Source organism: Polaromonas sp. C04 (assembly GCF_002002705.1).
In the GTDB taxonomy this organism is placed as follows: domain Bacteria; phylum Pseudomonadota; class Gammaproteobacteria; order Burkholderiales; family Burkholderiaceae_C; genus Rhodoferax_A.
This window is the reverse complement of sequence record NZ_MUNS01000042.1, coordinates 49644-63962: the sequence shown is the minus strand read 5'-3', so window position 1 is coordinate 63962 and position 14319 is coordinate 49644. Positions and strand designations below refer to the sequence as shown.

Below are 14319 nucleotides of genomic sequence, written 5' to 3'. Positions count from 1 at the left end.
AACGTAAAACAGGAGACTTGAGAATGAAACGACGTGTATTTACCACCGCGGTCGCCGCCGGTGCGCTGGCCTTGTCCACCTTCGCGGGCAGCGCCCGTGCGGAAGTATCCGCCATCCGCATCTCGCACGGCTACGGCATTCTGTACCTGCCGCTGATGGTCATGCGCGACCAGCAACTGATCGAGAAGCAGGCCAAGAAAATGGGCCTGGGCGATGTCAAGACTACCTGGCTCACGCTCGATGGCGGCAACGTCATCAACGACGCCATGCTGGCCGGCAACCTCGACATCGCCGGCACCGGCGCGCCCGGCTTCATCACGCTGTGGTCCAAGGCGCAGGGCATTCCGCGCTCGGAAGTGATCGGCCTGGGGGCACTGAGCACCTCGTCGCTCTGGCTCAACACCAACAACCCCAACGTCAAGTCGCTGAAGGACTTCACGGCCAAGGACAAGATCGCCATTCCCGGCATCAAGACCTCGCTGTCGGCCGTGGTGCTGCAGATGGCGGCGGCCAAGACCTTCGGCATCGAGAACTATGCCAAGCTCGATCCGCTCACGGTGAGCCTGAGCCACCCCGATGCGGTCGGCGCGCTGCTGGGCGGCAAGACCGAGCTCACGGCGCACTTCACCTCGCCGCCGTTCTCCTACCAGGAAGCCAAGGACCCGAAGATCACGCGCGTGCTGAATTCGTCGGACCTGCTCGGCAACATCACACTCGACGTGGTGTTCGCGCCCAAGCAGTTCACCGAGGCCAACCCCAAGCTGACGGCCGCCTTCATGGCGGCGCAGGAAGAGGCCAATGCTTACATCGTCGCGAATCGCAAGGGCGCGGCCGAGACCTTCTTGCGCATCTCCAAAATCAAGATGACCCAGCCCGAGGTGGAGCAGATCCTGGCCGACAAGGACACCCAGTTCAGCACCACGCCCAATGGCCTGATGGACTACGTGACCTTCATGGACAAGGCCAAGACCATCAAGACGCGACCGGCCAAATGGTCGGACATGTTCGTGCCCGCGTTCCAGACCCGCAAGGGCAGCTGAGTTTTCAGAGCCGGGCGATGGCCGAACGCACCTCGTCCACGCTCAGCACTTCCGACAGCACCTGCGGGGCGCTGCCGGGCTTGTACATCACATAGACCGGCACGCCGCTGCGGCCCAGCCGGCCGATGGCGGCGCTGATGGCCGGGTCGCGCCGGGTCCAGTCGGCGCGCAGCAGCACCACGTTCTTGGCCGCCAGGTCGGCCAGCACGGCGGCGTTGGCCAGCGTGGTCTTCTTGTTGTACTGACAGGTCACGCACCAGGCGGCAGTGAAATCGACAAACACCGGCTGGCCGCGGGCCACGATCTGGTCGACCCGGCCCGGCTCCCACGGCTGCCAGCGCTCAGTGGCCGCCACGGTCGGCGCGGTCTCCAGGGGTTTGATGATATTTGGCCCGATAGCCGCCGCCAGTAAAGCGAAACCAGCTATCGAAAGCGTAGCAATCGCGATGCGCGAACGCCCCGCCAGCGTGAAGGCCCAGAGCACCGCGCTGAGCGCCACCAGCAGCGCCAGCAGCGCGCCGGCGCCGTCGATGCCGCTTTGCTGGCCCAGCACCCAGACCAGCCAGGCCACCGTGGCAAACATCGGAAAGGCCATAAGCTTGCGAAAGGTGTCCATCCACGCGCCGGGTCGCGGCAGCAGGCGTGCCGCCGCCGGTACCAGGCCGACCGCCAGGTAGGGCAAGGCCATGCCGAAGCCGATGGCGCCGAACACCGCCAGCGCCTGCGCGGCGGGCAGTGCGACGGCCAGGCCGAGCGATGCGCCCATGAACGGGGCGGTGCAGGGCGAGGCAATCGCCACCACCAGCACGCCCGACAGGAACGCGTTCGCCGCGGGGTTTTTGGCTTCCAGCAGCATCACGCGGTGGGGCACGAAGCGCCCGAATTCAAACAGCCCCGCCAGGTTCAGCCCGATCACGGTAAACAGTACCGCCAGCGCCGCCACGACCGCGGGCGACTGCAGTTGAAAGCCCCAGCCCAACTGCTCGCCGGCCGCGCGCAGGCCCAGCATCAGCGCGCCCAGCGCCAGAAACGAGGCCAGCACGCCCGCGGTGTAGGCCAGCGCGCTGATGCTGTGGGCGCGCCGGTCGCCCGCGTGGCGCGTGAAGCCGACCACCTTGATGGCCAGCACCGGGAACACGCAGGGCATCAGGTTCAGCAGCAGGCCGCCGAGCAGCGCGCCCAGCAGGGCGGCCGCCAGGCTCAAGGGGCCGGCCGGCCCCGTCGGGCTCGCGCCGGCGCCGGCGTTGGCCTTGAGCGCGGCATCCAGTGCGGGCGAAACGGTGGCTGCTGCGGCGAGCTTTGGCCAGGTGCCCAGGACCTTGGCCTCGGCCCGATAGCCCGCAACGGCGTCGCCGCTGCGGTATTCGAGCACCACAGGCATCACGGCCGGGCTGTTGCTGCGCTGGCTGGAGAGCGGCACCTGCGCGGTCCAGACATTGCCCTGCCAGGCTTGTGTGAAGGGCGCCGCCGTCTCGATCACCTCGGGCGTCTCGGGGAACAACGCCAGCGTCTTGCCTTGTAGCGCGGCAGGCAGGCCGGCCACGCTTACCTTGAGGGTGTCGCCCGCAATCTGCACCTGGCTGTCGCCCACGAGCGGTTTCGGGTGGGCCGCCAGCGCGGCCTCAAACGCCGCCCGGTTGAGCGCGGTCGAGCCCTTGAGCGGAATCTTGAGCACAAACTCGCCGTCTTCGGGAATGCATTCGGTGCGGCACACCAGCCACGAGGCCTTGAGTTTGACCTCGAGGTCGCTGGCGAACAGCGGCGGCTTGAAGTCCGGCGCGATGGTGAGCGGCACCGGCAGCAGCACCGTGCCCTCGTAGCCGTAGTTGGCGAGCGTGCCGATGGTGATTTTTTGCGGCGCCGGCCAGGCAATGTCGCCGGCCGTCACGCCGGGCGGCAGCGTCCACTGCAGCTGGGTCGGCAGGCCCGAGTCGCCCGCGTTCTTCCAGTAGGTGTGCCAATGGGGCTGGTGCGCCAGTTGCAGGCCGACCCAGACCGACTGGCCCGGCACCACGCCGTCCGGCGCCTGCGCCATGAGCTCGGCGCGCACGCGCTCGGTGCTGACCACGGTGCCAGCCTTGGTTTGTGGCGTGATTTGGGCCTTGGCCCCCGTGGATAAAGCGCTGCCGGCTATGAAAGTAATAGCTAACAGAAAACGGAAGAAGCGTTGAAAAACAGTCATTGCCATATAGGAGCGCGCGCGGCGCCTTTGGTTCAGTCGCGCGGGCGGGTCAAGTCATTCCACAAAGCCCAGCACCACGCGGCGCGTGGTTGCCGATTTCTTCTCGATCTTGGTGACGACGACCTGGCCGATCTCGGCCGTGTTCGCCACATGCGTGCCGCCGCAGGGCTGAAAGTCGATCGGCGTGTCGGCGCCGATCCGCCCGGCGTCCGCGGTCGCGGCGCCGATCCGGATCGTGCGGATGCGCCCTGTGCCGCGTGGCGGCTGCACGCTCATGCTTTTGACCAGTGCCGGGTTGGCGTCGAGTTCCTCATCGGTGATGCTGCCCACTTCAATCGGGTGCGCACCGGCCACCAGCCGCGCGATGCCGGCGCTCAATACTTCCTTGTCCAGCGGCTCGGTCATGTTGAAGTCGAGCCGCGCATAGTCCGGCGTGATCGAGCAGCCGTTCACCAGTTGCGGCACCAGGTGGCACAGCAGGTGCGTGGTGGTGTGAAAACGCATCAGCCGGTGGCGCCGCGCCCAGTCGATGCGCGCCGTCACGGCATCGCCGGGTTTCAGTTTTGATAGCGAATTCTGCTGATCCGGTCCGGGCAAATGGCAGATATCGTTGGTAAATTTACCGTCGGCATCCTTGCCCTTGCGGGTATCGGCAATCGCCAGTTCGCTGCCGTCGGCCAGCACCAGCACGCCGGCGTCGCCCGCCTGGCCGCCGCCCAGCGGGTAGAACACGGTGCGGTCCAGCACGATGCCCTGCCCGGAAATGGCGGTGACGCTCGCGCTGCACTCGGCCAGGTAGGCATCCTCGCGGAAAAGGTCTTGGGTCATGCGGGAATGATAGCGGCGGGGCTTTTTTCATGCCCCCGCGGGTGTATTGCGGCGCTGGTGCCGTTTCCGCGCAGGCAGCGTGTGTCAGTTCCCGGGTGGCAGCGGCAGCGCCGTCTTGTAGCGCACCTGCTTGAGCGCAAAGCTGGATCGGATCTTCTCGATGCCGGGAATCGGCGTGAGCTGCTCGAGGATGAATTTCTCCAGCGCGCCAATGTCGGCCACGGCCACGCGGATCAGGTAGTCGCTGTCGCCGGTCATCAGATAGCACTCCATCACCTCGTCGTGCTCGGCGATGCGGCGCTCGAATTCGGCCAGCGACTCCTTGCCCTGGCTGCGCAGGCTGATCGAGATAAACACGTTCAGGCCCAGCCCGAGCGCGGCCGCGCTCGCGATCGCCACGTAGCGGTCGATCACGCCAAAGGCCTCCAGCGCCTTGACGCGCGCCAGGCAGGGCGAGGGCGACAGGTGCACGCGCCGCGCGAGTTCCACATTGGTCAGCGCGCCGTCGCGCTGCAACTCGTCGAGTATGCGCAGATCAAGGCTGTCCAGTTTCATGTTTGGCTTTGAATCATGGAAATGACGGCATTTTATGCCGGCGTCCTTGCCATCAGGGGCCTACTGGCGAACCACATTTCGCGGCCGCTGGCCTAAAGTGCCTGTACGAAGCTCCCCATCTTTGTCACACTGCTTTTGCCACACCGCCATGAACGCGCCCATTCCCTCTCAAGTCCTGCTCTCAGCCATGCCCAACGAATCCCTCGCTGTCGACACCGACCCTGATCCCCAGGAAACCGCCGAATGGCGCGAGGCGTTCCTCGCGCTGGTGGCCAGCCAGGGCCCGGCGCGTGCGCGCCAGATGCTGGGTGAACTGGCCCGGCTCGCCCGCGCCGGGCGCATCGGCTGGCGGCCCGAGCTGTCCACGCCCTACTTCAACACCATCGCCGTCGATCAGCAGCCGGTGTTCCCGGGCGATCTTGCGATCGAGGAGCGTCTCGGCTCGCTGATGCGCTGGAACGCGCTGGCCATGGTGGTGCGCGCGAATCAGGCCTATGGCGAGCTCGGCGGCCACATCGCGAGTTACGCGAGCGCGGCCGACCTGTTCGAGGTCGGCTTCAACCATTTCTTCCACGCGCGCAATGACGGTGCCGCCGCGCTGGGCCGCCCCGAGCAAGGCAGCGCCCCCTCGGGGCTAAGCCCCGCGGCTCCCGATGTGCCTGCGCACATCGGGACGGGGCGAAGAGCCGCTGTCTCCGGCAGCGGCACGTCCATCGCAGCACTTGCGTCATCGGCTGCCGCCGATGCCGGGGAAGTGGCAAGCGTGGGGGCCAATCATCGCGGCGACCTGGTGTTCTTCCAGCCGCACAGCTCGCCCGGCGTGTACGCGCGCGCCTATCTGGAAGGGCGCCTGACGGAGCAGGACTTGATGCACTTCCGCCAGGAACTCACCGCCCCCGCGGCCCAAACGGGCCAGGGCGCGCGCGGCCTGACCAGCTACCCGCACCCGTACCTGATGCCCGATTTCTGGCAGTTCCCGACCGGCTCCATGGGCATCGGGCCGATCAGCTCGATCTACCACGCGCGCTTCATGCGCTACCTCACGCACCGCAAGCTCTTGAATTGCGAAGGCCGCAAAGAGAACGGAATACACGTCGACAAGCGACGCGTGTGGGGCGTGTTCGGCGACGGCGAGATGGATGAGCCCGAGAGCATGTCGGCGCTGACGCTGGCCGCGCGCGAGCGGCTCGACAACCTGGTGTGGGTCGTCAACTGCAACCTGCAGCGGCTCGACGGCCCGGTGCGCGGGAACGGCCGCATCATCGACGAACTGGAAAAGCTCTTCGCCGGTGCCGGCTGGAACGTGATCAAGCTGGTCTGGGGCTCGGACTGGGACGGCCTGTTCGCGCGCGACACCACAGGCGCGCTGACGCGCGCCTTCGCCCACACCGTGGACGGCCAGATGCAGACCTTCGCCGCGAAGGACGGGCGCTTCAACCGCGACAACTTCTTCGGCCAGAACGAGGAGCTGGCGCGGCTCGCGCAGGGCTTGAGCGACGAGCAGATCGACCGCCTCAAGCGCGGCGGCCACGACCTGGTGAAGATCCATGCGGCCTACAGCGTGGCGGCGGCTCACACTGGCCAGCCCACCGTGATCCTGGCGCACACCAAGAAGGGCTACGGCATGGGCAGCGGCGGCCAGGGCAAGATGACCACGCACTCGCAAAAGAAGTTCGACGAGACCGACCTGATCGAATTCCGCAACCGTTTCAACCTGCCGCTGTCCGACGAGCAGGTCACCTCGCTGAGCTTTTACAAGCCGGCCGCCGACAGCCCCGAGATGCAGTACCTGCACAGCCACCGCCAGCAGCTCGGCGGCTACCTGCCGAAGCGCGAGACGGCGTGCGACGTGGTGCCCGTGCCGGCCATCGACAGCTACGCCGCGTTCGCGCTGCAGGCGCAGGGCAAGGAGATGAGCACCACCATGGCCTTCGTGCGCCTGCTCGGGGGCCTGCTGAAAGACAAGGCACTGGGGCCGCGCATCGTGCCGATCGTGGCCGACGAGGCGCGCACCTTCGGTATGGCGAATCTGTTCAAGCAGATCGGTATCTATTCCAGCGTGGGCCAGCGCTACGCGCCCGAGGACATCGGCTCGGTGCTGAGCTATCGCGAGGCGCTCGACGGCCAGATTTTGGAAGAAGGCATCAGCGAGGCCGGCGCCATCGCGAGCTGGACGGCCGCCGCCACCAGCTACAGCGTGCACGGCCTGGCGATGCTGCCGTTCTACATCTACTACTCGATGTTCGGCTTCCAGCGCGTCGGCGACGCGATCTGGGCCGCGGCCGACCAGCGTGCGCGCGGCTTTTTGCTGGGCGCCACCTCGGGGCGCACGACGCTGGGCGGCGAAGGGCTGCAGCACCAGGACGGCACGAGCCACCTGGTGGCGGCCACCATCCCGAACTGCCGCGCCTACGACCCCGCGTTTGCGGGCGAGATGGCGGTGATCGTCGACCACGGCATGCGCGAGATGCTGGTCGAGCAGAAGGACGTTTTCTACTACGTCACGCTGATGAACGAGAACTACGCGCAGCCCAGTCTGCCGGCCGGGGTCGAAGCCGAGGTGATTCGAGGTTGCTATAAGTTCAATAGCTACTTGCCAGCGCCCGATAAGGGATACAGCACTAAAACATCCAAAAACGTGACGTTGCTCGGTTCCGGCGCGATCCTGACCGAGGTCGTCAAGGCGGCGCAACTGCTGGCCGCGCAGGGCATCGCGGCGGAGGTGTTCAGCATCACCAGCTGGAGCGAACTCGCGCGCGACGGCCAGGCCTGCGAGCAGTGCGCGCTCGACACCGCTCGGGCTGAGCCCTTCGGCTCAGCTCAGGAAAAGCCTGTCGAAGCCCTTCGACAAGCTCAGGGCGAACGGGATACCCCCTTCATCGCGCAGCAGTTGCAGGCCAGCCAAGGCCCGATCGTTGCGGCCACCGACTACGTGCGCGCGGTGCCGGAGAGCATCCGCGCCTTCGTACCTGCGGACCGGCGCTACCTCACGCTCGGCACCGACGGTTTTGGCCGCAGCGACACGCGCGCGGCGCTGCGCGAGCACTTTGGTGTGGATGCGAAGAGCATCGTGCGCGTGGCCCTGCATGCCCTTGCAAAGCACGGGTAGCGCGCGCCGTTTATTTAACCCGAACGAGCCAATAGCATGCTCAAGCGTACTCGCCGATGGCCGATGGGGGCGATTCATGAGGGCCACTTCGACCCCGCACGGACCATGAGGTAACAATTTTGCATGAGGGCCTTGGTGAAGCAACTGCAACCCGCTCAGCGGCTTCGACGCGCGGCTTTCGGACCGGCGCTTGCTCCCGCCCTGCGGATTGCGCGTGCGAACTCCTGTACCACTGCCGGCTGCCCAATTGCTCCGCGGCGTGTGAAAAGACCCAGCGACGGCAGCGATATCGCCGGTAACACCGGCACCCTGCGCACGTTGCCCCGTGCCACCTCGTCGCGCGCGTGCTCGAAGCGCACCGCGCACAGGAGCGACGGGTCCATGCGCAGCAGCGCGCCAACGGTGACTGACGACATCGCTTCGATCACTGGCTCAGGCGGCTCGACCCCGTCGTTCAAGAAGGCGGTCATGAAGGCCTGGCGCACCAGAGTCTCTTTCGGCGGCGCCACCCATTGCGCCGATCGCAGGTCGGCCCAGCGCAGCCCGCGCCGCCGCACGTTCACATTGGAGGCTGCGGCCAGCACGCAAAGCTGGTCCTTGAGGAGCAGCTCCGACTGCAGTAACGGCAGGAGGTCGCTCGACAGCAGCTGCGGGGTGACGGCGCCGAACACGCAGTCGAGCTCGCCGTCGAGCAATCGCTCGATCAGCTCGCTCACCCGCCCTTCGCGTATCTGCACCGAGGCGGCGGGCATGCGCGCGCGCAGCAGCACGACCGCTGCCGGCACGGTGACAGTCACCGACGGCGCTCCCACGCGCAGCACCGCAGCTGCCCCGGCGCGCAGCGCGTCGATCTCGTCCTGAGCCCGCGCAAGTTCGCTCAGGATCACGCGAGCCCGGTAGACGGCTGCCACCCCGAACGCATTCGCCTGGACTCCCTGATGGCTGCGATCGAAAAGGCGTGCTCCAAATCCGCCCTCGATTTCGTTCAGCATCTTGCTGATCGCGGGTTGGCTCAGGTGCAGACGGTCGGCAGCCCCACGCGTGGTGCCCGTCTCGGCCAGCGCGACCAGCAACTCTAGGTGCCTTAGCCGCAGCCTGCGAACCAGGTAGTCAACGCCGCCGGTCATGCGTCTTCCCTCGCGCCCTCAACCGCGAATGCTCGACGCCAACCCTGGATGAAGCAATCACTATTGGTAATCATGAGATCAGGATTATTGAGTTTTCACGAATGGCTGTGGAGCCTATTATCAGTGCCGATGAACACCGAACAAACAGTCGATTCGCTCGAACCCGCCGCGCCCCTGAGTGGGGTGCGCGTAGTTGACCTCGGCCAGTACATCGCTGGCCCCGGCGCCGCCATGGCACTCGCCGATCTCGGCGCAAGTGTGATCAAGGTGGAGCCACTCGCGGGCGACCAGGCCCGACATATCGGCCGATACGGTGAGTCCATGATTCGTGCCTACAACCGAGGCAAGCGGTCGATCGCGCTCGACCTCAAGAGCGATGCGGGCCGCGAGGCAGCATTGCGCCTGATCGCACGCAGCGACGTTGTGATCCAGAACCTGCGTCCTGGCGTTGTCGACAAGCTCGGCATCGGCCCGCGCGCCGTGCGCGAGCGATTCCCGCGGGTGATCTACCTCTCGATTTCCGGCTTTGGCAGTCGCGGGCCCTCGCGCGACCGCGCGGGCTACGACATCGCGGCGCAAGCGGAGAGCGGCCTGATGTCGGTTACCGGGGAGCCCGACCGGCCGCCGCAGAAGGTCGGCGTGCCGATCATCGACGCCGCGGCGGCACATCTCGGCGCGCAAGCGGTGCTCGCGGCTCTGTACGGCCGCGAGAAGAGCGGCGTCGGCGAGACGCTCGATACCTCGCTGCTTGAAGTCGCGATGCATTTGCAGGCCACCACCTGGTGCGACTACCTGGGCGGCGCGCCGGAGCCGACTCGCATCGGCGACGGCCAGCCGAACAACGCACCGGCCGCCGAGGTTATCTCGACGCACGATGGGCACATCGTGCTCTCGGCTTATGCCGACGAGCATTGGGCACGCTTGTGCCGCGTGATGGGCCGCGAGGAACTCGTCACCGATCCGCGCTTTTGCACGAACGCACGCCGGGTCGAGCACCGCGTCGCGCTGCGCGCAGTGTTGCGCGAGTGCTTCTCGGACATGACCAGCGACGAATGCGTGACGCTGCTCGGTCGCCACCAGATCGTCGCAGGCGCGGTTCGCACGTACGGCCAGGTACTGGCGAGTCCCGACATCGAGGGGAGCGGCATCCTCGTCGAGGCCAAGGCCGTCGACGGCACACACTACCGCGCCCTGGGCCTGCCCTATCGCCTCGGCAATGCGCCGCATGCCATTCTGCCGGCCGCCCCCGCGTGCGGCGCGGACACCGACGCCGTGCTCGCCGAGGCTGGCTACAACGACACCGAAATCGCGGAACTGCGGCGCGCGGGCGTCGTGGCCTGAAAACATGAACGACGAATCAATCCTTCACAACGCACCGATCGACGCGACCATCCGCGGCGCGGTCATTCAGACGTTGCCGCTCTTCGAGATGATGCGCATGCGCGCGGTGACAACGGCGCGCCGGCACGCCGTGCTCGGCTTCGCCTCCGACGACCGTGCGTTGCCTCTGCGCTGGGTCAACCAGTTCACGCACACGCATCGGCGGCTCGGACCGAACGACCGCGAGGTCGTGAGCCCGAACAACGACACCGTTTACAGCAATGCGTGGCTGGACTTATCGGAAGGCCCGGTACTGATCGATTCGCCCGACATGGGCGAGCGGTACTGGACGCTCGGGCTGCTTGATGCCTGGACCAACCCGTTTGCTTACGTAGGCCGCAGGACCACGGGCAGTCACCGCCAGCGCACGCTGGTCCACAGCCCGGGTTGGCACGGCACTTCATCGGACGACGTCACCCATGTGATCACGGCGCCCGGCGCCGACGTCTGGATCATCGGGCGCATCCTGGTCGACAGCGACGAAGCCGATATAGCGCGCGTGCGGGTGCTGCAGGATCAACTGCGGATTTCGCGCCTCGACGGACGCGACGCAGCGACGCGCGTTGACACACGACTCGACGGCCACCCCGTCGAGGTGCCGTCGGCGACGCTGTACGAGGCCCTCGTCGATGAGGCGCTTGCGCGCAATCCCCCACCAGTCGGCGAGCGGCCGGACTGGCCCGTGGCGCCCGAGGCGCTCGCGGCTTTGTTGCCCCGTGTTTTCGATGAGTTGCGCCGGCACGCCCAGCCGCACGAGCTTGGCGGCGGCTGGGCGATCCCGGTCACCGTGCGCACCAGTTGGGGCCAGGACTACTTGACCCGGGCACGGGTGGCGCGCAACTTCATCGGCGCTCTCGGCGTCGAGGAGGCGATGTACCCCACCGCCGAAATCGATGCCGACGGCAAGCCGCTCGACGGCACCTACGCTTACGAGTTGCGCTTCCCACCGGGCGCAGGCCCGAAAGTCGGCGCCTTCTGGTCGCTCACCCTGTACCGCCGCAGCGACTGTCTGTTCGTGGCCAATGCCCTCGGCCGATATTCAATCGGCGACCGCACACCGGGCCTCAGCTATGACGCCGACGGAAGCCTGGCGATCCGCCTGCAGGCTGCCGACCCCGGCCCCGGCGTTAACTGGCTCCCCGCGCCACCCGGCGAGCTCTTCTACGTCGTGCTGCGCCTGTACCAGCCGCACGCCGACCACCTCGAGTACCGCTACGCCTACCCACCGCTGCGACGCCTGTAAGTGACCGGAAAATATCAAAAGGAGACAACCATGACCATCAACCGCCGGCGCCTTCTGGGCGCCACCGCCACCGCGCTCGCCTCTTCCTTCGACCTGCCGGCTTTCGCACAGGCATGGCCGTCGGGCCCGATCCGTCTGGTGTCGCCTTATGGCGCCGGCGGCGCGAGCGACATCCTGACGCGCCTGCTCGGCCAATACCTGTCGGGCAAGCTTGGGCAAAGCATCGTCGTCGAGAACAAGGCGGGCGCCGGAACGAGGATCGCGAACGAGTACGTGTCGCGCGCGGCGCCCGATGGCTACACGATCCTGCACGCAGCCGCGCCGATCGCGATCGGCGCGGCGCTCTACAAGAAGCTGCCTTACGACGTGCACAAAGACTTCGCGCCAATCGTGAGCACCGCCATCGCGCCGCTGTTTCTCATTGTCAACGCCGATGCACCCTACAAGACGCTGGCCGAATTCATCCAGTACGGCAAAACCAAGCCTAAGGGTCTGACGTTCGGCTCGCCGGGCGTCGGCTCTGCTCCGCACCTCACGGCCGAACTGTTCTTGCGGGCGGCTAGCGTCAAGGGCATCAACGTCCAGTTCCGCGGCGACGCGCCCGCCTACATCGAGTTGCTGGCGGGTCGCATCGACGCGACCCTCACGGCGATCTCTGCCGCGCTGCCGCACATCCAGGCGAACAAGCTGCGCGTGCTCGCGGTCGCCACCGAGGAGCGGACGTCCGTGTACCCGCAGGCGCCGACCTTTCGCGAGCAAGGCCATCCAGCCGTCGTGGGTTACGGCTGGTACGGACTGATGGCGCCCGCTGGCACGCCCACCCCTATCATCGCGCGGCTCAATACCGAGACCAACGCGGCACTCGCTGACGCCGAGATCCGCAAGAAGGTCGATGCCGTCGGCCTGCAGCTGCGCGGCGGCACGCCCGCCGAGTTCGGCGCGTTCATCGACGGCGAAACCCGTAAGTGGGCGCAGCTCATCAAGGCGGCGAATATCACCGTCGACGAGTGAGGGGGTCTGCCATGACGCGCATCTTCCTGGCGGGCGCGATTGCCGCGCTTGCGCTCCTACACGGCTGCGCCCACTTTGCCGGCACGCGAAACGCCCTGCAGCGCGACACATCGTTCGGCCCGGTCGTCGGCGCCGACGCCTCGACCTCCGAAGGCACGTACAGCTGGAAGGGCGTGCCGTTCGCCCGGCCGCCGGTGGGCGATCTGCGCTGGAAGGCGCCGGTGGATCCTGATCGCTGGACCACGGCCCGGCCGGCTACTGCGTTCGCCCCGGCCTGCGTGCAGACCGGGCGCCTGTACAGCCCCGGCGCAAGCAACGGCTACGACGGGACGATCGGCAGCAGGCTCGGGAAGACAGTCGGCTCCGAGGACTGCCTCTACCTCAACATCTGGGCGCCATCCACGCCCTCGGCCACACCGCGCCCGGTCATCGTCTGGGTCTATGGCGGCAGCAACATCACCGGCTACACCGCCGACCCCGTCTATGACGGCGGTGCACTCGCGAAAAGCCAGAACGCGGTGGTCGTCTCGGTCGCCTACCGGGTCGGCATCTTCGGGTTCCTGAACATGGCGCAACTCAAGACCGGCAACGCCGAGAACGATTCCGGCGACTTTGCGCTGCTCGACATTGTCAAAGGCCTTGAATTCGTCCAGCGCAACATCGCCAGCTTCGGCGGCGACCCAGGCCGCGTCACGCTGATGGGACAGTCGGCCGGCGCCGTGAACGTTTACGCCCTGCTCGCCTCGCCGATGCTCGCCGCGCGGGCGTCGCCGCTCTTTCAGCGTGTGGTCGTGTTGAGCGGCGGCATCTCGACCGCGGCCACGCTGCCCAAGGGCTCAATCCCGGGTGTCCTGCCGGCGTCGGTCTGGGCGACGCGCGGCAACACCTTGCTGTTGCAGTCGCTTGTCGCGGACGGCCAGGCGGCCGATGAGGCCGCTGCGCGTGGGCTCGTCGAGACGCACGGCGCGAAGGTGATGGCGGCGTACCTGCGCGGGCGCTCCGCCGACACGCTCCTTACCACCGTCCACACGGGGCTCGCGCCGCGGGGCATGGCGACGTCGAACCCGATCCCGGATGGGTGGGTCGTCGCTCCAGACCCGATCGCCGCCATCCGCGCAGGGCACTACGTCAAGGTACCCGTCCTCGCGGGCAACACGCGCGACGAGACAAAACTGTTCCCGCAACTGCTCGCCATCCGCCCCAACCTTGGCGGCGTGAGCGGCCGCCTGCTTGACGATGCGGCCGTGTTCGCCCTTGTCTCGCACTACATCCCCGAGGCACCACCGGTAACAACCATCGAGCAGTGGATCCCGCCGGCCTACCTGCCGGCCAACAAGCCGGGCACCGGTTTCAACGCTCGCACGGCCGAGCTCGGCCGGATCTGGTTCGAGGCAATCCGCGACGACGCGCTGAATGCGTTGCGGTCGCGGCAGCCCGACGTCTGGTTCTACGAGTTCGACTGGGACCGGCTGCCCAAGCCCTTCGACACGATTTATGGCGCCGCGCACACATTCGATCTGCCCTTCGTGTTCGGCAACTTCGAACCTTCGCTGTATTCGAACATCATGTTCACGAAGGCAAACCGGTCGGGTCGCCTGGCCCTCTCCAGGGTGATGATGAAAACCATCGGTGCCTTCGCACGCACCGGTGACCCGAACAACGACGCGCTAGGCACGGTCTGGAAGCCCTGGCCCTCACGCATCGTCTTCAACGCCGACAACGACGCTGCGCGCATATCGGCGAAGTAACGAGGTGGCCCAGGTCAAAAGAGGTAGGCGCCGAAATCGACCGTGCCCGTGGGGTGAGCTACCTCACTCTTGGGCTCACGGATTCGGGTAATAAAA

The 14319-nt window shown here is 66.8% G+C and carries 10 protein-coding genes; 6 read left to right on the top strand and 4 right to left on the bottom strand.

From position 1 onward, the window contains the following. Positions 1–23: 23 nt before the first annotated feature. Positions 24–1040 (top strand): ABC transporter substrate-binding protein, encoded by a 1017-nt coding sequence (locus B0E49_RS19250; RefSeq protein ID WP_077564306.1) that lies wholly within the window; start codon positions 24–26, stop codon positions 1038–1040. Between the two features lie 4 nt (positions 1041–1044). On the opposite strand, the gene B0E49_RS19245 is transcribed toward B0E49_RS19250, so the two are convergent. From B0E49_RS19245 to B0E49_RS19235, 3 genes are all read right to left on the bottom strand, one after another. Next, positions 1045–3222, bottom strand: a complete 2178-nt coding sequence (locus B0E49_RS19245) for a protein-disulfide reductase DsbD family protein (protein WP_077564304.1) — start codon at positions 3220–3222, stop codon at positions 1045–1047. Positions 3223–3276: 54 nt separating this feature from the next. Next, complete coding sequence (locus B0E49_RS19240; RefSeq protein ID WP_077564303.1) at positions 3277–4050, bottom strand: alanyl-tRNA editing protein; 774 nt, start codon at positions 4048–4050, stop codon at positions 3277–3279. Positions 4051–4134: 84 nt separating this feature from the next. Continuing rightward, complete coding sequence (locus B0E49_RS19235; RefSeq protein ID WP_077564301.1) at positions 4135–4605, bottom strand: Lrp/AsnC family transcriptional regulator; 471 nt, start codon at positions 4603–4605, stop codon at positions 4135–4137. A gap of 148 nt (positions 4606–4753) precedes the next feature. Here B0E49_RS19235 and aceE point away from each other — a divergent pair, with 148 nt between their 5' ends. Further along, positions 4754–7714, top strand: a complete 2961-nt coding sequence (aceE, locus tag B0E49_RS19230; RefSeq protein ID WP_286138146.1) for a pyruvate dehydrogenase (acetyl-transferring), homodimeric type — start codon at positions 4754–4756, stop codon at positions 7712–7714. A 155-nt stretch (positions 7715–7869) separates the two neighbouring features. On the opposite strand, the gene B0E49_RS19225 is transcribed toward aceE, so the two are convergent. Continuing rightward, entirely contained in the window at positions 7870–8841 is a 972-nt protein-coding gene (locus tag B0E49_RS19225; protein ID WP_077564300.1) for a LysR family transcriptional regulator, read from the bottom strand. A 129-nt stretch (positions 8842–8970) separates the two neighbouring features. Between B0E49_RS19225 and B0E49_RS19220 the strand changes: the two genes are divergently transcribed. Genes B0E49_RS19220 through B0E49_RS19205 form a run of 4 tightly spaced genes read left to right on the top strand, consistent with a single transcriptional unit; the run spans position 8971 to position 14223 of the window. Then, the gene (locus B0E49_RS19220) at positions 8971–10182 is read left to right on the top strand and encodes a CaiB/BaiF CoA transferase family protein (protein ID WP_077564298.1); all 1212 of its coding nucleotides are present in this window, start codon (positions 8971–8973) and stop codon (positions 10180–10182) included. 4 nt (positions 10183–10186) lie between these two features. Then, a complete protein-coding gene (locus tag B0E49_RS19215; RefSeq protein WP_077564296.1) occupies positions 10187–11464 on the top strand; it encodes a DUF1254 domain-containing protein in 1278 nt (425 codons plus the stop codon). A gap of 30 nt (positions 11465–11494) precedes the next feature. Then, a complete protein-coding gene (locus B0E49_RS19210; RefSeq protein ID WP_077564294.1) occupies positions 11495–12475 on the top strand; it encodes a Bug family tripartite tricarboxylate transporter substrate binding protein in 981 nt (326 codons plus the stop codon). Between the two features lie 11 nt (positions 12476–12486). Then, positions 12487–14223 carry a carboxylesterase/lipase family protein gene (locus tag B0E49_RS19205; protein WP_077564292.1) on the top strand — a complete coding sequence of 579 codons (1737 nt, stop codon included), beginning with the start codon at positions 12487–12489 and terminating at the stop codon, positions 14221–14223. Positions 14224–14319: the final 96 nt, after the last annotated feature.